At 61.9% G+C, this 19,226-nt stretch carries 13 protein-coding genes and 1 riboswitch; all 13 genes read right to left on the bottom strand.

Annotated elements, in window-relative coordinates:
• Positions 1-320: 320 nt before the first annotated feature.
• The 13 genes from AC1D06_RS21795 to AC1D06_RS21735 all read right to left on the bottom strand — a co-directional run bounded on the left by AC1D06_RS21795 (position 321) and on the right by AC1D06_RS21735 (position 19,203).
• Positions 321-1,853 (bottom strand): Ig-like domain-containing protein, encoded by a 1,533-nt coding sequence (locus AC1D06_RS21795; RefSeq protein ID WP_477987900.1) that lies wholly within the window; start codon positions 1,851-1,853, stop codon positions 321-323.
• Between the two features lie 278 nt (positions 1,854-2,131).
• Positions 2,132-6,907: an NAD-glutamate dehydrogenase gene (locus tag AC1D06_RS21790; RefSeq protein WP_477987899.1), complete on the bottom strand. Its 4,776-nt coding sequence runs from the start codon at positions 6,905-6,907 to the stop codon at positions 2,132-2,134.
• A gap of 194 nt (positions 6,908-7,101) precedes the next feature.
• The gene (locus AC1D06_RS21785) at positions 7,102-7,221 is read right to left on the bottom strand and encodes a 4Fe-4S dicluster domain-containing protein (RefSeq protein ID WP_477877619.1); all 120 of its coding nucleotides are present in this window, start codon (positions 7,219-7,221) and stop codon (positions 7,102-7,104) included.
• 196 nt (positions 7,222-7,417) lie between these two features.
• Complete coding sequence (atzF, locus tag AC1D06_RS21780; RefSeq protein WP_477987898.1) at positions 7,418-9,226, bottom strand: allophanate hydrolase; 1,809 nt, start codon at positions 9,224-9,226, stop codon at positions 7,418-7,420.
• A gap of 1 nt (position 9,227) precedes the next feature.
• A complete protein-coding gene (uca, locus tag AC1D06_RS21775; RefSeq protein WP_477987897.1) occupies positions 9,228-12,764 on the bottom strand; it encodes an urea carboxylase in 3,537 nt (1,178 codons plus the stop codon).
• Between the two features lies 1 nt (position 12,765).
• Positions 12,766-13,416 carry an urea amidolyase associated protein UAAP2 gene (locus AC1D06_RS21770; RefSeq protein WP_477877462.1) on the bottom strand — a complete coding sequence of 217 codons (651 nt, stop codon included), beginning with the start codon at positions 13,414-13,416 and terminating at the stop codon, positions 12,766-12,768.
• 11 nt (positions 13,417-13,427) lie between these two features.
• Positions 13,428-14,249 carry an urea amidolyase associated protein UAAP1 gene (locus tag AC1D06_RS21765; RefSeq protein WP_477877461.1) on the bottom strand — a complete coding sequence of 274 codons (822 nt, stop codon included), beginning with the start codon at positions 14,247-14,249 and terminating at the stop codon, positions 13,428-13,430.
• Complete coding sequence (locus AC1D06_RS21760; RefSeq protein ID WP_477877460.1) at positions 14,249-15,070, bottom strand: ABC transporter ATP-binding protein; 822 nt, start codon at positions 15,068-15,070, stop codon at positions 14,249-14,251. Before AC1D06_RS21760 ends, AC1D06_RS21765 begins: the two co-directional genes overlap by 1 nt.
• Entirely contained in the window at positions 15,067-15,885 is an 819-nt protein-coding gene (locus tag AC1D06_RS21755) for an ABC transporter permease (protein ID WP_477877459.1), read from the bottom strand. The genes AC1D06_RS21760 and AC1D06_RS21755 overlap by 4 nt, the downstream gene beginning before the upstream one ends.
• Before the next feature lie 27 nt (positions 15,886-15,912).
• Positions 15,913-16,986 (bottom strand): putative urea ABC transporter substrate-binding protein, encoded by a 1,074-nt coding sequence (locus AC1D06_RS21750; RefSeq protein WP_477877458.1) that lies wholly within the window; start codon positions 16,984-16,986, stop codon positions 15,913-15,915.
• Positions 16,987-17,060: 74 nt separating this feature from the next.
• Positions 17,061-17,170: riboswitch (guanidine-I (ykkC/yxkD leader) on the bottom strand.
• A 262-nt stretch (positions 17,171-17,432) separates the two neighbouring features.
• Complete coding sequence (locus AC1D06_RS21745) at positions 17,433-18,083, bottom strand: GntR family transcriptional regulator (RefSeq protein WP_477877457.1); 651 nt, start codon at positions 18,081-18,083, stop codon at positions 17,433-17,435.
• A gap of 32 nt (positions 18,084-18,115) precedes the next feature.
• A complete protein-coding gene (hpxZ, locus tag AC1D06_RS21740) occupies positions 18,116-18,490 on the bottom strand; it encodes an oxalurate catabolism protein HpxZ (protein WP_477877456.1) in 375 nt (124 codons plus the stop codon).
• A gap of 32 nt (positions 18,491-18,522) precedes the next feature.
• On the bottom strand, positions 18,523-19,203 hold the full coding sequence (locus tag AC1D06_RS21735; protein ID WP_477877455.1) for a cysteine hydrolase family protein: 681 nt from the start codon (positions 19,201-19,203) through the stop codon (positions 18,523-18,525).
• Between the last annotated feature and the right edge of the window lie 23 nt (positions 19,204-19,226).

Below are 19,226 nucleotides of genomic sequence, written 5' to 3'. Positions count from 1 at the left end.
CATCACAATCGCGCGCTTCTTCGCATCATCCCAGCGACGACGCCGTTCCTGACCAAGAATTTCCACCCGCACCGCATAACCTCGCATAAGACACGTCGCTAACGACGTCGTTAAACACGTGTCTTACCCCAGCGCGGCGAGTTCCGGCAGGCGGCCTCAATCGGACGGTTACGAATAAAGACAGTGCAAACCGAGACCTCAAGCATCGGGAGCGAACCCCGGTGACCTGCCTCGCGCCTTTGTCGAAAGCTGCGGATGGTGAGCGCGGCAAGGATGCGCGACGACATGCCGACGCCACTTCTTTCAGCAGCAACCTTCATTCAAATGATGAAGTCAATCCCTGTCAACTCGCTCTTGGTGACACCCGTCAGCACCACATCATCCACCGTTCCGTAGTTGTTAGCCAGATGCAGAACCGTGGAGCCCCCCGATTCCGTCGCTGCGTCAAACATAGCCTTGAAGTCTTGGATGAAATAAGCCGAAATATCGAGAAAATCATGATGGCCCTGGAAAGCTCCGGCGCTGAAATCGGTGATCGTCGTCTGGCCGCTGCCGAGCGTCAGCACGAAGACATCGTTACCGCCATCGCCGGAGAGCAGGTTGTAGACGTGGCTGGCACTGCCCCTTGCAGTGCCTGTGACCAACGTGTCGTCGCCGGAGCCGCCGAAGATGAAATTCTGCAATGTTGCGCCGCCCGATGCAATGCCACCCGAGGCGAAATTCGCGCCCTCCCCCATCTGCATTAGGTTATAGACGAAAGCGCCCTGCCCGCTGGCGTTGCCGCCATAGGCGGTATCGTTGCCTGAGCCGGCGGCGATCAGATTCTGCACGGTCGCCAGACTGCCGGCATTGCCGCCATGGAAGATATTGTCGCCTTCGAAATCATCGAGCATGTTGCCGGTGAAATGCAGGCTGCCCGGGCTGTCGCCGCCGATCAGACTGTCATTGCCGGCGCCGCCGTTGGCAAAGCCGCCGGCGGCGGAAAGCGTGAGCGTGTCATTACCGCCAAGCCCGTTCAGCGTCTGCATGTGATCCGTGCTCGTGCCGGTCACGATCTCGTCATCCGACGTCCCGTTGAGCACGGGATCACTGCCGGTGACCACCGAGATCGTCTTGAAATCAAGCGCCCCGCTCGCAAGCCCGGCAAAGCCATTGCCCAAAAAATCGCTCAACGCCCCGGCGGAAATCGTCACATGGTAGGTCGTTCCGGCATGCAGATCGGCGGTGGGGTTGATGGACAGCGTCGAGCCGATCACCTGGACCTGGCTCGCATCGGTCACGTCTATGGCCCTGGTATCGCCGGCGCCGTCGCTGATGGTGATCGTTCCCGCGCCGAGCTTGATCAGTTCATTGAAGGAGAGGTCGATATTGCTGTCGAGCGCCACATGGGTCATGTCATCGAACGGCGTGGAAAAGACGAGCACCGGCGGCGTGGTGTCAGCCGGCGGATGCTCCCAGGATTCAACCCCAATAGGGCCGCCATCGCGGCCATGCTGATAGAACACGTCGATCCCGTTGGAGCCGATCGAATAGATCCCCGCCGTGGTCGTGAATAGAATTCCGGCCCCGTCTATGCCGAATTTGCTGCCATGGAATGCGCCCTGGCTGTCACTGACGAAAATCGTATTGTCGAACAGGCCGATGCCGGCGGAGGACTGCAACTCCCCGCCACTGCCATAAAGGCCAGAGATCGGGTTGCCATCGAACGTGCCGCTGATGCCTTCGATCGCATATCCGGCGGCAAACACGCCGGGACTAATTTCGACATTCGTTACGTAGTCGCTGGTCGTAATCGTTACGTGGGCGTGTTGGGTACCTTCACCCGTGAAAACATATTCGTAGGTCCGAGACATCACAAACTCCTCACCATGCCGGACTGGCCGTGAAACAGCTCACGATCTCCGGCCTTCAGTTCGTTGCACGAGTGAAACCATCCATAGAAGATCTTCCGGAGGACCTATACCGTCTGGGATGTAGTTTTGCAACTCAACACGGAGTGGCTCCGACGCGCTTTTCTCAACGGGGAAGCTCATTGTCAGTCATATTTTGACGCGGCAAAAATCATTTGCGGACTGGCGCGTTCCCGCAAAGGTTCTGTTGCAGCTTGTGTCGAGGCGCGAGCCTGAATCGGTCACGTCTTCCTGACTTCGTTGGCAAGATCGGTCAGCAGGCCGGCGGCAACCGTGATGCGGGCGAGGTTTGGATCGCCGCTGTCGCTGAGCCCGGAAAGCTCTTCGACAATCCGATTGATGCGCACCCGGTCTTCGGCGTGCCAGGCCTGGACCGGTCGCTTTTCCTTGCCGTGATGGGCAAGCGCGGCAATGGCAATGTCGCGGCGTGAACTGGCGATCTGGTCAATGCTGCGCGCCAGTGCCAGATTTTCGTAGTGGTCCGGCGTGACGATCCTGCCGCCTGCAGCCAGAAGGTTTTCGACCCGGAATGTCTGCGACACGGCGAAATAGCATTCTGCCGCCCGCGTCAGCGATGCGCCGGTGCGGTCGGCGATCTGCATGATCTCCGGTGCCAGCGCCAGGCTCGACAGGCCGGCAATTTCCTGCGCCAGTTTCTCCGGCACGCCGGCTTCCTGATATTCGCTCCGGAGTGCGGCGACTTCCGACGACTGCTGGCCGGCCAGAAGCGGTTTGAGCTGTTTGAAGGCGGCCTGGATCCGGTTGATCACATCCGCCAAATCACCCTTGACCATAGTCGTCTTGAGGAGAAGACGCGTCAGGACCGTGAAGACAAACCCGATCTCCTCATAGATGCGGTTCTGCATCTGGCCGGAAATCTTGTTGTCCAGTGCGTCCACCTCGCCCCAGAGGCGCGCCAGATCGAAACCGTCGCGGGCCACGATCGCGGCACGCACCACGTCCGGTGCGGCTGCCGCAGTCGCATCCATCATCTTGATGACGAAAGCGGGACCGCCGCGGTTGATCGCTTCGTTGGCAAGAACGGTGGCGATGATTTCCCGCCGCAGCCGATGGCTGGCAATGTCGGCGGCGTTGGATTTCTGCATTTTCGCTGGGAAATATTGGGCCAGCGTCGTAGCGAAATAGGCATCGTCCGGCAAAGGACTTGCCACCAGCGCATCGAAGAGCACGATCTTCGCATAGGACAGAAGGACGCCGATTTCCGCGCGGGTCAGCGGCTTTCCAGCAGTATAGCGCTCGGCAAGGGCCGCCTCGTCAGGCAGCATCTCGACCTTGCGGTTCAACTGCTTCGTGCCCTCCAGCACGGTCATCAGCCGCGCCAGTTCCAACCCGTTGGCCGTACCCTTCCTCTCCGTCAGCGAAATCGCCAGCGACTGCAGATAGTTGTTGCGCAGCACGAGTGCGGCCACTTCGTCGGTCATCACCGGCAGAAGCTGGTCGCGCTTTGCCCGCGTCAGCTGCCCGTCATGCATGGCAGCAGCCAGCGCGATCTTGATGTTGACCTCGACGTCGGAGGTATTGACGCCGGCGGAATTGTCGATGGCGTCGGAATTGCAGCGTCCGCCTTTCAGCCCATAGGCGATGCGCCCCCGCTGAGTGACGCCGAGATTGGCGCCCTCGCCGATGACCTTGGCGCGCACCTCGTCAGCGGAGATGCGGATGGGATCATTGGCACGGTCGCCGACATCGGTGTCGGTTTCCGACACCGATTTGACATAGGTGCCGATGCCGCCGAACCAGAGCAGGTCCACCTGGCTTCTGAGGATCGTACTCATGATCTCGAACGGCGTCGCAACCGTCTTGTCCATGCCGATCGCGGCTGCCGCTTCCGGCGTCAGGGTGACGGATTTGGACGCGCGGGAAATGATCATCGCCCCCTTCGACAGGATTTTCTTGTCGAAATCCTGCCAGCTGGAACGGGCGAGGTTGAACAGCCGCTGCCGCTCCGCGAGCGTCTTTGCCATATCCGGATCCGGATCGATGAAGATGTCGCGATGGTCGAAGGCAGCGACGAGCCGGATTTTCGGCGACAGCAGCATGCCGTTGCCGAAGACGTCGCCCGACATGTCGCCGACGCCGGCCACGGTGAAGGGCGTGGTCTGGATGTCGATATCCATCTCGCGGAAATGGCGTTTGACCGTTTCCCAGGCGCCGCGGGCGGTGATGCCCATCTTCTTATGATCGTAACCGGCCGAGCCGCCGGAGGCGAAGGCATCGTCCAGCCAGAAACCGGCTTCCTGCGCCAGCGCATTGGCGGTGTCGGAGAAGGTTGCGGTTCCCTTGTCGGCGGCAACGACGAAATAGGGATCGTCCTCGTCGTGGCGCACCGTATCCTTCGGCGGCACGATATCGGCACCGGCAATATTGTCGGTGATCGACAGCAGCGTGCGGATATAGGTCTTGTAGGCCTCGCGGCCGGCATTGAAGATCTCGTCGCGGCTGCCGCCGACCGGCAGCTTTTTGGGATAGAAGCCGCCTTTGGCGCCGACCGGCACGATGACGGCATTCTTGACCTGTTGGGCCTTCACCAGCCCCAACACTTCCGTGCGATAATCCTCGGCGCGATCCGACCAGCGCAGACCGCCGCGCGCCACCTTGCCGAAGCGCAAATGCACGCCTTCGACCTCGACGCCAAAAACGAAGATTTCGCGGAATGGCCGCGGCGCCGGCAGGCCGTCGACCAGCTTCGGATCAAGCTTGAAAGCCAGCATTGCCTTCGGCGAGCCGTCCGGATTGCGCTGGAAGTAATTGGTGCGCAGCGTCGCATCGATGACGTTGACATAGCGGCGCAAGATGCGGTCGTCGTCCAGGCTCGGCACGCCGGAGAGCGCCGTTTCGACCTTCGCATGCAGATCGGCGAGCTTCTTGGCGCTTGCCTTCTCTGCCAGTGCGATATCGTGTGCATCATGGAAAAGACGAAACAGGTTTGCGGCAATGTCGGGATATTTGTCCAGCGTCGTGGCAATATAGTCCTGCGAATAGGCGATGCCGGCCTGGCGCAGGTAGCGCGCATAGGCACGGAGTACATTGGCTTGGCGCGCCGAAAGTCCCGCGGACAGGATCAGCCGGTTGAAGCTGTCATTGTCGATTTCGCCCTTGAAGGCCGCGACGAAAGCCTCTTCCAATGCCGCACCGTATCGCTCCAGATCGACTGTGCCGCCACGGGCCTCGACCCGCATATCATGCAGCACGACAAGCTTCGCAGCGCCACCGGCGGCCGGAGCCGCGATGTCGAATGTCCGCTCGCTGACGGCATTGAAGCCGAGATTTTCCAGAAGCGGCACGCGGCGCGACAGTGCCAGTTGGCCGCCGGCGTGAAAAATCTTCAGCGACAGGACCGCTCCGTGATCCTCCTGGCGATCGTAGAACTTGATACGGATCGGTTCGCCCTCGGCGCAGGCAAGGATATCCGGCAGATCAAGCACCGTTTCTTCCGGCGTGAACGTGTCCTGGAAAGCGTTGTCGACATTGATCCTGCCTGCCTCATGGCCTGCCAGAGCCTCGAAACGATCGACCCAGCGCGCGGTAATGCGGCGGATCGTGTCTTCGAGTTCGGACTGGAGAACACGCGGCGTCTTGCCGCCGGAACGGCCGATAATGAAATGCACCCGTGCGACGCCGCCTTCCGGAAAAGCCGGATAGTAGGCGGAAACACGCCCGTCATAGGCAGTCTTGAGATAGGTGCCGATCTTCTCACGGACGTTGGAGTCATATTCCTCAAGCGGCACGTAGACGAGAACCGAGACGAAGCGATCGAAACGGTCGATGCGCGGCAGCACCCGCACACGCGGCCGGTCGGCCAGTTCGTTGATCTGCTCGGCGAAGCTCGCGAGCAAGCTCCTGTCGATCTGGAAAAGGTCGTCGCGCGGATAGGAGTCGAGCGTGTTGCCCAGCATACGGCCCGAATGGCTCATCGGGTCGAAGCCGAAATGCGTTTTGACCCAGTTGATCTTGGAGCGCAGCAGCGGAATCTCATCAGGCGTGGACGTATAGGCGGTCGAGGTGAAAAGGCCGACGATGCGCAGTTCGCCGGTAACGTTGCCCTTGTCATCGAACCGTTTGACGCCGACGTAATCCATGTAGCCACGGCGATGCACGACTGATTTGACGTTCGCCTTGGTCACGATCAGGAAATCGGGGCCATCGAGGAAAGCCAGGATTTGTGGTGTCGTCGTCACCGCATCCTTGCCCGTGCGCAAAACGCGTACGTCCGGATCCGACAGGATGCCGAGGCCGGCACCCTTGTCGCGCTCGACTTTGGCGTCCGATCCCTTGCCGGAATAGACATATTCCCGCATGCCGAGGAAAGTGAAGTTGCCGTCGCGCAACCATTTCAGGAAGGCAACCGCCTCGTCGCGATCGGCCTTTTTGCCGCCGGCGCGATAGGCTGACAGGTCCTCGATCGCCGTATCCACCTTGGCAAGCATCGGCTTCCAATCGGAGACGGTCAGCCGCACCTGCTCCAGCACCAATGTCAGGCGCTTCGTCAGATCGGCCGATTGCAGTTCCGTCAGTGGCGCGAGGTGGATTTGCATATGGCTGACGCGACTTGCCGGCGCCCCGGGATGATCGGCCGAGTAAAGTTCGGGAGACTTGCCCTGCTCGATCACCAGGATGGGATGGACCGCCATATAGAGATCGCGATAGCTGCTGGTGATCTCGCCCATGACGGATTCATAGAGGAAAGGCATATTGTGATCGGTCACGGACAGCACCGATACCGTAACGCCGCCGGGCTCGAGATTGGCGACCGGCGCGACGCTGATCTGCGGCACCTTGCCATCCCATTTGGCAAGTTCCTGGGCAGAATGCAGGGTTGAGTGTGCCAGCATGTCCGGGCTATAGCGTTTCAGATCGTCGTCGCTGGCTCGATTGAAAAGAATTTCCGGATCGAGAAACGGAGCGCCAGCGGCCACGGCAATTTTCCGCGCCAGATCGAATTGCTTATGCCTTTTGGGATCGATTTTTTCAGCCATTGGTCGTTCCTCCACTTAACGTCTTGTTGTTATTTTAACTGCACCGGCCGCAGCCTCTTCCATGATGAAAGGGAAGAGCTTGCGCTGCATGGTCTTTCTGCTGCGATGCTGAGCTACCGCTTTCGCACGGACTTGCGTCCAAGCATCCTTCCATATTCGGATAAACCGGCCCCGCACCTCCCTGCGGGAAACCCTCAGTTGATGTTATGATCGGAGTGCTTGATGTTGCAAGTCCCGCAGTGAATGCGGTTTTGCGAATTGATCACAAATGCGTCCTGGCCATGCGTTTCGCGTCTCGATGATCTCGCAGTGATGGGTGAGCCGATCGGGCGAGCGCGGTTGAACCGCGCCGGAGAGCATCACCGCCGAGATTTCAATCTGGACCCATGGTGGCGACGTCGATCACAATGGAAAAGGTCTTAACCTATTGCGACGACAAATTCCCGCGGCGAAAGCCGAGTGGACGACGATTTCGGCCACGGCGGAAACAGACAGGCCTATTCGATTCCCTTAACTTGAAAGGCTGGCATTGACGTATGGGCGCCAGCCGCCCAGATGGGTGATTTCCTCGGCGTCCCTCACCGCATGCGCTTCACAGAGAAAGCCCGAAACCGACGAGCCATCATCCAGCTTGATCTTGCCGATGCCGAGCGGCGCCGGAATTTTCTGCACGAAGCGGCCGAACGCGTGCGGCGGCAGAGCCCAGACTTCTACCGCCAGTCCCGATCCTATGAAACCAGGCTCAAAAATCAGGCCCGGTTTCGGCGGCGTAGTGTCGGGCAGGACGAACAGCCGGTAGCCGGCAGCAGTCTTGCAGGCCTTGACCAGTCGCCCGCCGGGGCCGGTCAGTTCATGGTTCAGCGGCATGCCAGTCAGATGCGCACCGACCACGACCAGGGGCACAAAGCCGTCATCGATCATCGGAACCCGGCTGATTTCGGGGAGAGTAGCGGTGCGATCGACGCCCATACCGGCCGCGAGCGTCCGGTGCATGGCATCGGCAAAGGGAGCAAGCGCATCATCGGTGAAAGCCGGGCCGATCAGGGTGACGCCGGCCGGGAGATGGCCGTCAGCGTCGAAGCCGGCAGGAATGGCGATCGCGGCGCAATCGAGCAGGTTGACGAAATTGGTGTAGCGGCCAAAATGGCCGTTGCGGACGATCGGATCGGCCAGCATGTCCTCGACCGTATAGGTGGTGGGCGAGGTCGGCAACATCAGGATATCGACCTTCTCCCACTCAACCTTGGTCTTCTGGCGCAGCGCTTCGAGCCTGTATTTGCCTTCGAAGGCGGCCACGGCGTCATAGGCCTTGGCGCCTTCGATGATCTTTAGCACGGTCGGGTCGAAATCCCCGGCATTGGTGGCGATGAAATCCTTCACTGCGGCGAGACGCTCCGCCACCCAGGGGCCATTGTAAAGCAGTTCGGCCGCCTGGCGGAACGGTGCGTAGTCGAAGGGCACGATTGTTGCACCCAAAGACCGGGCGCGTTCAATCGCTGCATCATAGAGCGCTTCGACATCCTTGTTGCCGAAGAATTCGCGCTCGGGACCGTCAAGCACGCCGATCCTCAAGCCTGATGCGGGCAGGCTCGCGGGAACGGCCTTGCGCGAAAAGGGATCAGCGGCGTCATAGCCTTCCATCACCTTGCGGATCACAACACCATCGCCCACGGTCGCGGCGAAGACGGTGACGACATCGACGCTGCGGCAGGCCGGCACGACGCCGACATTGGGCACGAGACCCGGCGTCGGCTTGATGCCGACGAGATTGTTGAAGGCGGCCGGCACGCGGCCGGAGCCGGCCGTATCGGTGCCGAGCGCGAAGGTGGCTAGACCGGAAGCGACCGTCACTGCCGAGCCCGAGCTCGACCCGCCCGACACATAGGCCGGATCGAACACCGAGCGCGGTGCGCCGTAGGGAGAGCGGGTGCCGTTCAGCCCGGTGGCAAACTGGTCGAGATTGGTCTTGCCGATGACGATGGCGCCGGCCGCCTTCAGGCGGGCAACCACGGTCGCATCCTTCTCCGGCTGGAAGGCATAGGCAGGGCAGGCCGCCGTCGTCGGCAGGCCGGCGACGTCGATATTGTCCTTGACCGCGAAGGGTATGCCCCAGAGCGGCAGGCTGTTGGGTTCCGGCGCGCGTGCCAGCAATTCCTTTGCCGCCGCACGAAGTGCGTCATCGGGCGTGGGGGTGATGAACACTGCCGGGTCCTTGCTGGCGGCACGGCGGGCAATCACCTCCTCGATGACATCGAGCGGTGTCGCGCCGGCTTGATAGGCGGCGCGAAGGCTGGAAAGATCGAGAATAGTGGGCAGCATGTCAGCATTCCTCCAGGACGACGATGACGTCGCCAGCTCTAATGTTTCGGCCGGGGCCGGCGCGCAATTCGCGCACCCGGCCTGCGGCGTGGGCAGTGACGTTGATTTCCATTTTCATCGATTCGATGATTGCCAGTGTATCGCCCGGCGCCACTGTGGCACCCGGTTCGACCATAATTTTCCAGATATTGCCGGGGACCGAACTTGCCGCTCCGAAGCAACCGGCCGGGACATCGCCGTCGAGGCTTTGACCGGCGCCTTCATCGGCGACGAAACTGTCGAGCCCTGCCTCCTTCCAGCGCTGGCGTTCAGCTTCGAAGGCCGCCTGCTGGCTGGTCTTGAAACGAGCAATAGACTGGGCATTGTCGCTGAGCGTTTTTTCATAAGCAGCGTAGGAGAATTCTGTTTCCTCGATCTTCACTGGGTAGCCGCCATGCGGGAAGGCGGCGCGGGCCTCCATCAGTTCCTGGTGGCTGACGGGGAAGAAGCGGATCTGGTCGAAGAAATCGAGCAGCCAGGGCTTGCCCTTGGCGAATTCGGGCGTCTGGCGCCAGGTGTTCCAGACCTGGATGGTACGGCCGAAGAGCTGGTAGCCGCCCGGCCCCTCCATGCCGTAGATGCACATATAGGCGCCGCCGATGCCGACAGCGTTTTCCGGCGTCCAGGTGCGGGCCGGATTGTATTTCGTCGTCACCAGCCGATGCCGGGGATCGATCGGGGTCGCCACCGGCGCACCGAGATAGACGTCGCCAAGACCGAGCACGAGATAGCTGGCATCGAAGATGATGTCGCGCACGGCCTGCTCGTCGGCGAGCCCATTGATGCGGCGGATGAACTCGATATTCGACGGGCACCAGGGCGCGTTGGGGCGCACCAGTTCCTGATATTTGCGCATTGCCAGCTGTGCTTCGGGATCGTTCCATGACAGCGGCAGATGCACGACGCGGCTCGGCACTTTGACGTCATGCGCCGAAGGCAGCGTGGTCTCGATCTCGGCCAGCAGGCCGAGCAGCCGGCGCCGCGTCAGCGCCGTGCCGTCATAATGGATCTGCAGCGAGCGGATGCCGGGCGTCAGGTCGATGAGACCAGGCAGTCTTGCCTGCAGCACCGCTTGCATCAGGAGGTGCACGCGCAGCCGAAGTGCGATGTCGAGGCTCATCGGGCCGTATTCGACCAGCAGATTGTCCTCGCCCTGCCGGCGATAGACGACGGAGACGGGCCCATCGTCATGACGCCCGACGATCGCCGAGCCGGTGTCGATGGGATTGCGGATCGCCGGCCCGGCAATCGGGTCTTCCGCAGGCTTGACCGGTCGGAAGCGGATCGTGTCGCCCGGCTTGAACTGGCCCATTTTCCATTGCTCGTCGCGGGCGATCACCGCCGGGCAGACGAAGCCGCCAAGGCTCGGGCCGTCCGGGCCGAGGATGATCGGCATGTCGCCGGTGAAGTCGATCGCACCGATCGCATAGGCATTGTCATGCAGGTTGGAGGGATGCAGCCCCGCTTCGCCACCGTCGCTGCGCGCCCATTTCGGCGCCGGGCCGATCAGCCGCACGCCGGTGCGGGCGCTGTTGAAATGCACTTCGTAATCGGTCGAGAACAGCGTCTCGATATCGCTCTCTGCAAAGAAATCCGGGGCGCCATGTGGGCCATAGATGATGCCGACATCCCACTGCCGCGTCAGGTTGGCAGGTTCGCTCGCCGGCTGTGCCGGTTCGCTTGGTTTCTGGCCAGCAAGATGCAGCACATGGCCGGTCTTGAGCGTGCCGGTGGCATTGCCGCCGAAGCGGCCGAGATCGAAGGTGGCGCGCGAGCCGAGCACGACGGGGGCGGCAAACCCGCCGGCGACCGCGAGGTAGGCGCGCTGCCCGGGTCCGTTGATCGGACCAATCGTCAATGTCTGGCCGGCGCGAATGGAGATCGGCCTGTTGTGCGGCAGCCTCTCGCCATCGCAAGTCATCGGCATTTCCGCGCCGGCGAGTGCCACAACGCTGTCGGCGAAGAAGCGGAGCATCGGTCCGGCGACCGTCAGCTCCAAGGCTGTCGTCGTATCGCCATTACCGACCAGCCGGTTGGCGTGCCGGAAGGACCGTTCGTCCATCGGACCGCTCGGCGGCACGCCGACATGCCAGAGGCCCAAACGGCCCGGCAGTTCCTGCAGGCTCGATTGCGCGCCCGGCGCCAGCACCTCGATGATATCGGGGGTGAAGGCGAAATCGCGCAGTGCAGTGGTCGCTACCTTACCGCTGGCCAGTAGGTCGGAGGCGGCGATTGCACGCAGGTAATCGAGATTGGTTTCGATGCCGGCAATCGAGGTTTCGGTCAGTGCGGTTTGCAGCTTGGCAATCGCTGCGGACCGGTTCTCGGCGGCAACGATCACCTTGGCCAGCATCGGATCGTAGAAGGGCGTTACCTCCGTGCCGGTTTCGATCCAGCCGTCGACGCGTGCGCTTTCGGGGAAAGCAACTTCGGTCAGCAGGCCGGCGCTGGGGCGGAAATCGGCATGCGGCATCTCGGCATAGACACGTGCCTCGATCGCTGCTCCCTTGGGCACGAGATCGACCGCCGCCGCAAGCACGTCCTCGCCGGCCGCCTGGCGGACCATCCACTCGACCAGATCGATGCCGAACACCGCCTCGGTTACCGGATGCTCGACCTGCAGCCGGGTGTTGACCTCGAGGAAGTAGAATTCCTCACGCACGGGATCATAGATGAATTCCACCGTGCCGGCGGATTCATAGGAAACCGATTTGCCGAGATCGACCGCCGCCTTGTGCAGGCGTGCGCGCACAGCATCCGAAAGGCCGGGCGCTGGCGTTTCCTCAATGACCTTCTGGTTTCGACGTTGCAGCGAGCAGTCTCGTTCGCCAAGCGCGATCACCGCACCCTTGCCATCGCCGAAGATCTGCACCTCGACATGCCGGGCTGCGGCGACGAAGCGCTCGATATAGACGCGCGCATCGCCAAAGCTTGCCCGCGCCGTGCGCTGCACGCTTTCGAACGAGGCTTTCAGCGCGGCCGGATCGGCGCAAAGCTGCATGCCGATGCCGCCGCCGCCGGCTGTGCTCTTGAGCATTACCGGATAGCCGATGGTCTCGGCCGCCGCCAAGGCCTCTTCGGCACTTTGCAGCAGGCCGGTGCCGGGCAGCAGCGGCACGCCGCTCTCCCTGGCCAGTTCCCGAGCAGTATGCTTCAGGCCGAAGGCCGAGAGATGCTCCGGTCGCGGGCCGATGAAGGCAATTCCTTCGCCGGCAAGGCGTTCGGCGAAACCGATATTTTCCGAGAGAAAGCCATAGCCGGGATGCACCGCCTCGGCACCGGTCGCCTTGCAGGCGGCGATGACGGCGTCGACATTCAAGTAGCTCTCGCTCGCCGGTGCAGGGCCGAGGCGAATGGCTTCATCCGCGCTCAGGGCCGCTTTGGCAAAACGGTCGGCGTCGGAATAGACGGCAACGGAAGCGATGCCCATTTTCCTGAGCGTTCGGATGACGCGGACGGCGATTTCGCCGCGATTGGCAATGAGGACTTTCTTGAACATCTCAGCCCTCGGCATTCCAGATCAGCACCCGGATCGGCGTCGGGTCGAAGCCGTTGCAGGGATTGTTGACCTGCGGGCAATTGGAGATGACGCAGAGCACATCCATTTCGGCGACCAGCTCGACATAATCGCCGGATGCGGAAATGCCGTCGACGATGGTCATCTTGCCATCCGGGCTGATCGGCACGTTCATGAAGAAATTGATGTTGGGCACGATGTCGCGCTTGCTCATGCCGTGCCTGGAAACTTCGAGCACGAAATTGTCGCGGCAGGCATGCAGGTATTTCACGCCGTGGCCGAAGCGCACCGTATTGCTCTCGCAGGAGCAGGCGCCGGCGGAGGTGTCGTGCCGGCCGCAGCTGTCGGCGGTCATGGTCAGCATCACCCGGCCTTCATTGGAGATGATTTTGGTGCCGATGCCGACATAGGCGCCGGCCTGGGCCCGCATCGTGTCCTGGTTGGAATAGCGTTCGGCGAAATCGTCGGCGCGGTAGAACAACGTGTCGATCGCCTGCTGGCCGTAACTGTCCTCGATGCGGATCGTCTGGCCCTTGCGGACCACGCCCGACCAGGGGGCTTCGGCGGGGATGAAGTGATCCTCGACAGCGTTTTCGAGGCTGCGAGAGGGGGAGGTCTGGACGAAATCACTCATGGTTCTCTCCCTCAGGCCAGCATCATCGCATTGTTCTCGAAGCCTCTGATGGCTTCGGCGGTTGCCGTCCGGCAGAGGTCGTCGGCGACCGGCAATGCTGGGCGGAAGCGGGTGACGATCACCGGCTTCGGCTGATAGAACGGATCGGGATCGAGGGGATGCGGGCAATTGGAAAGACCGACCAGCATGTCCATCTCGGCGCGTAATTCGGCATAGTCGCCGCTATTGGAACGTTTGCCGCGCCAGGCGAAGTGGCCCTCATCGTCGACGCTGACGGGAGCAAAGAGGTTGAGCACGCCGGGAATGTCGCGCCGGTCGAGCCCGAGCTTGCCGGCCACGAGAATGAGATTGTCGCGAGTGTTGCGGGTTTTGGTGCCGGGATATTTCACGGCATTCGACGCGGCGGTCGAACCGCCCATCAGGCAGTCATGCGCCCCGCAACTGTCCTCGACCAGCGAGAACATCACCCGGCCCATATCGGAAAAGATCACTCTTCCCTTGCCGAGCGCCGTCGTCCACTGCACCTTGACCGTATCGACCAGGTTGATCCGCTCGCTGGTGTCATCGGTGTTCCAGGCGATCAGCGCCACGGTCGAATTGCCCTCGGCCTGATCGATGCGGATCGCTTCGCCGCGCAGCAATTTCGTCGACCAGTACCAGCCGCCGGGAACGGTCTCCTGATGGATGACCGTCTCGGCCGCGATCGGCGGCGCCGGCAGCGGACTGGCGGCGGGTAGCGCCTTGGGCGCGAATTCCAGACCCTTTCTCTGGTGTTCCTCGTAGCGCGCGCGGTTGGCGGCGATTTCCTCGGGCGAACGTCGGATATGCATCATCACTTTTCTCCTGATGGTGCCGGGCCGTCCCGGTATTGCCCCAGGGAGACGACCGGGTCGTCCCGGTCGGGGCTGTAGATCGAAGCCTGGCCGGCAAGCCGTGGCGGCCAGATGGAAATGTCCTTGGTGATGGTGGCGCCGTAGCGCTCCTTCTCTTCCGGCCGATCGCGCGGCCGCTCGAAGGCGACGACGCGGCTCGCCAGCGTGAAGGCTTCGCGCATGTCATGCGTGACCATCACCACCGTCATCTGCGTCTCGTTCCAGAGCCGCTTCATCAGCTTGTGGATCTCGGCGCGGATGCCGGGGTCGAGCGCGCCGAACGGTTCGTCGAGCAACAGAACCTTGGGCTTCATGATCAGCGCCTGCGCCAGCGCCAGCCGCTGCTGCATGCCGCCCGAAAGCTGGGCCGGATATTTTTTCTCGGCGCCGGCAAGACCCACTTCGGCGATCATCTGGCGGGCTTGCTCTTCGGCGCTTCGGCGGGCAGCGCCGAAAAGCTTTGCCTTGTAGCGCGCGGCAGAGAGCTCCAGCCCCAGCAGCACGTTGCCGAGCACGGTGAGATGCGGAAACACCGAGTAGCGCTGGAAGACCACGCCGCGATCCGGCCCGGGCTCGCCCGGCAGCGCCAAGCCATCGAGCAGGATCGTTCCCCTGGTCGGCTGCTCCTGGCCGAGCAGCAGGCGCAGGAAGGTCGACTTGCCGCAGCCGGACGGCCCGACCAGGGCGACGAAGGCGCGCGAGGCGACCGTCAGCGACACCCGCTCCAGCACGATCTGGTCGCCATATTCCTTCCAGAGATTGTCGATCACCAGCTCGCTCATGCCTGCTTCTCCAGTTCCGACCAGGGGAAGACGGCAATACGCAGGCGGTCGAGCAGGAAGTTCATCACCACGGCCAGCAGCGTGATCCAGACGACATAGGGAAAGATCACATCCATCGCCAGATAGCGGCGGACGAGGAAGATGCGGTAGCCAAGCCCCGATTCCGAGGAGATGGCTTCCGCCGCGATCAGGAACAGCCAGGCCGGACCGAGCTGCAATTTCAGGCAGGTGATCAGCCGCGGCAGGATCTGCGGCAGCACGACGCGCAGCGCAATCTGCCAGGAGGTTGCGCCTAGCGTTTCGGCCTTGACGGTCTGCTCGCGCGGCAATTCGAGCGCCTTCAGCGCCAGGTCGCGGACCATGGTCGGCGCGACGCCGATGACGATCAGCGCGATCTTCGACGTCTCGCCCAAGCCCATGATGATGAACAGGATCGGCAGCAGCGCCAGCGGCGGCACCATGGAGATGACGGCGACGAACGGCGCCAGCAGCGACCGGATATAGGGCAGGACACCGATCGCCATGCCGATGACGAGCGCGATCGCCGTCGAAATACCCAAGCCCGCGACCAACCGGATCAGGCTCGCACCCGTATCCGACCAGAGCAGATAGTCGCCGGTGCGCTGGTCGGCGACGAAGGCCATGCGGTTGATGGCGTCGGCGAAGCCGGCAAGGTTCGGCAAGAGCTTGTCATTGGCATTGACGGCCAGCCGATCGGCCGAGCCGATCGCATAGGCGATCAGCACGGCGATGAAGGGCACCAGCAGCAGGGCAAGCTGTGCACCGCGGCCCGGCCTAGCATTGATCCAGCGCATGTCTATCGCTCCGAAAACGATGAAATCTCAGAGCTTTCCGTCGGCTGCCGCCTTCATATAGGTGGTGGTGAACCTGAGCTTGACGTTGCCCTTGTCGCCGAGGATCGTGCCGTCGGGCATTTCGATACCGATTACATCGGCGGAGGCTGCGCCATTGCCGAGCAGGCCCTTGGAGAACAGGAAGTTGCGGACCGAATCCATGGTTTTCGGCAAAGCCGGGGAACTGGTGAAGGCGAGCGCATCGGCCGGCTTGTCGAACAGTTTCGTGGCCGCGACCTGGGCATCGAAACCTTTGAGGTCGGTGCCGGAGGCCTTGCCCATGGCGTCGCGGGCCGCCTTGGCCTCGGCGGTGTCGGCCTTCATATAGGCGGCGGTCTCATACCAGATGCCGGCCAGTGCCTTGCCGAAATCGGGATTGTCCTTCAGCGTCGCGGTATTGGCGGCCATCAGGTCGATGATCTCGCCAGGAATCTGCGAGCTGTCGAACACTTTCTTCGCTGTGGGATCTTCGAGAATGGTCGAGACCAGCGGGTTCCAGGTGACAACGGCCGTCACGTCTGCCGTCTTATAGGCGGCGACCATGTCGGCATCGGATGTGTTGATCACCTTGACGTCGCGCTCGCTCATCTTGAGGCTCTCGAGCGCCCGGGCAAGCAGATAGTCCGAGACGGAGAACTGGACCAGGTTGACGTTCTGGCCCTTGATGTCGGCGAGCGTGCCCTTGTTCTTGAGGATCACCGCGTCATTGCCGTTGGAGAAATCGCCGACGATGACGGCGGTCGTATCGACACCGCCGGCCGCCGGAATGGAGAGCCCGTCCATGTTGGTCAGCGTCACCGCATCGAACCCGCCGGCCGTGAACTGGTTCATCGATTCGACATAGTCGTTGAACTGGGTGACATCGATCTTGATGCCATATTTGTCGGCCCATTTCTTGACGATGCCATGGTCGGCGGCGTAGCCCCAGGGCATCCAGCCGACATAGATCGACCAGGCGACCTTGAATTCCTTCTTCGGCGCGGCATCGCCGGCCGACAGGCCGCCCGCGACGAGTGCTGCAGCCAGAGTGGTGATGGACAGGATTTTCGACAGCGTCTGCATTCAATTCCCCTTTTGCTTGTTCTCAAAAAGGGATCGGCATAGACCATCGCGCCGCCAATCCCTTGGCCAACGAGGTCTCCCGGGCTTTTCTCCCGCCGTGCATCCGGTGGGATGTCTCCCACACCGGTGGTAGCTCTCGGACCAGCACGCTCGCAGGAGCGCCGGAACCCTAGCCACCAACTCTGCATACAACGGAGCAAGGGGCGTGCCACTTCCCTAAGCCTTTGATCTTGTTGTGGTTAAGTGAAATAGATCGAGTTTATGGTGAAGACGCACATGCATTTGCACGAAAAATAGGCGTTGCCGGCCTGAGCGATAGGCAAAGCTCGATGCGGGGTCACGTGCGTTGTGTGGGAGCTGAGTACGATGAGAAAATCATTTTTGGCGAGGCAGGTGGAAGCCGATGCATGGAAGCGCAGCGCCTGGAGCCAAATACCGGAAACCGATCAGCCGCGGGCAAAGTCGTTCCAGGCATCCTCGACAAGCGTGATGTGGGCGCGCATGAATTTGGCTGCGTCACCACGGTTACCCTGCAGGATCGCCTCCACCACCCGTCCATGCTCCGCATGCGAGCGGGCGAGGCGCCCAAGGGTGGAGAATTGTGCACGGCGGAAAGGCTGCAGGCGCTGGCGCGTCTGGCGCGTCACGTCTTCGAGATAGCCGTTGTGAGAACCCTGATAGATGGCATTGTGGAACATCTCGTTGAAACGGATATAGCTCTGGCGATCACCGGCGGAGACGATGGCCGACATGTCTGCGTGGAGGCGGTCCAGCGCGTAGCGTTCGGCGACGGTCATCCGCTCGGCACAGAACTCGGCGCACAAGGATTCGAGATAAGCCATCAATTCAAACATCCCAGTCAGGGCTGGGGCATCGGGTTTGGCGACGATCGTGCGGCTATGCGGCTTTTGCTGCACCAGCCCGCTGGCCACAAGTTGCTTGAGCGCCTCGCGAATGGGCGTGCGTGACACCGAGAATTCCGACGCCAGTTGCGACTCGTCGAGCACCGATCCCGGAGAAAGATCACCGCCAATGATCCTGTCGGCGAGCTCCCGCCTGATCTCCTCCGCCGATGTGCGTGGCAATTTCTCTAGCACTGGCCCGTCCATCAGCTTGCCGACCGCAAAAGTCAGGCATCCATCATGCTCACATGCGCAGCGGCCACCTTCCAGCCAGTCGCCGTTCGGATCCAGACCTGTGTCTGGCGACCGACCTTGCCCGGTATGTCCTCGCGCAGGAACATGGTCTGGGCCGTCGCGCAGTCGCTGCCGTAGCTGGTGATCACGGTACGGTCAAGCTTGCGCTCGAACGGCGCCTGGCTTGCGCGGAAGGCAAGGATCTCCGTATAGCCATGCTGGACGTCGTTGACCCCATAGCGCACTGTCTCTGCATGATCGAGGAACATGCGCGCCAAAGTCTCGTTGTCATTGGCGAGAAGGGCGGCTTCATAGGCGGCAAAGATAGCCTCGACTTCCGCCAGCACGGCCGGATCATTGATGGTCATCGGTTGCCCTTCGCTTCATCCACTGTCGCTCATCAGACATCGGCCATCTCCACCGTCACGGCCTCCTTCAGTGCGGCAAGCGGCGTCACCCAACCGACAATGCCGCCCTGTGCCACGATCATTTCGATCGCGGCCGCTTTGAATGCGGGGAAATAGCTCTCCGTCGCATCCTCGATCAGCAGGCATTCATAGCCGCGATCATTGGCCTCACGCATGGAGGTCTGGACGCAGACCTCCGTCGTCACGCCGGCAAAGACCAGATGGGTTATGCCGCGGCTGGCCAGCGTCTCGTGCAGGCCGGTGTCCCAGAACATGCCCTTGCCGGGTTTGTCGACGACGATTTCGCCGGCAAGCGGTGCAAGAGCGTCGACGATCTGGTTGCCCGGCTCGCCGCTCACCAGAAGGCGTCCCATGGCTCCGGTCTCACCGATCTTTAGAGACGGGTTGCCGCGGCGGATTTTCGATGGCGGGCAATCGGACAGGTCGGGTCTGTGGGCCTCGCGCGTATGGACGATCGGCCAGCCCTGCGCACGGAAAAGTGCGATCAGGCCGACCGTCGCCGGGATGATGGCTTCGAGGCGACCGACATCGTTGCCGAGACTGTCACCGAAGCCGCCTTTCTCGATGAAATCGCGCTGCATATCGATCACGACCAGCGCCGTATGCTCTGGGTCGAGCGGATAGGGATAGGGCCGTGCGGCAACCTCAATCATGTCATTTCCTCTGCTTGCACATG

Source organism: Rhizobium sp. P2_G2 (genome assembly GCF_056403555.1).
This window is presented reverse-complemented; position numbering and strand designations above follow the sequence as displayed.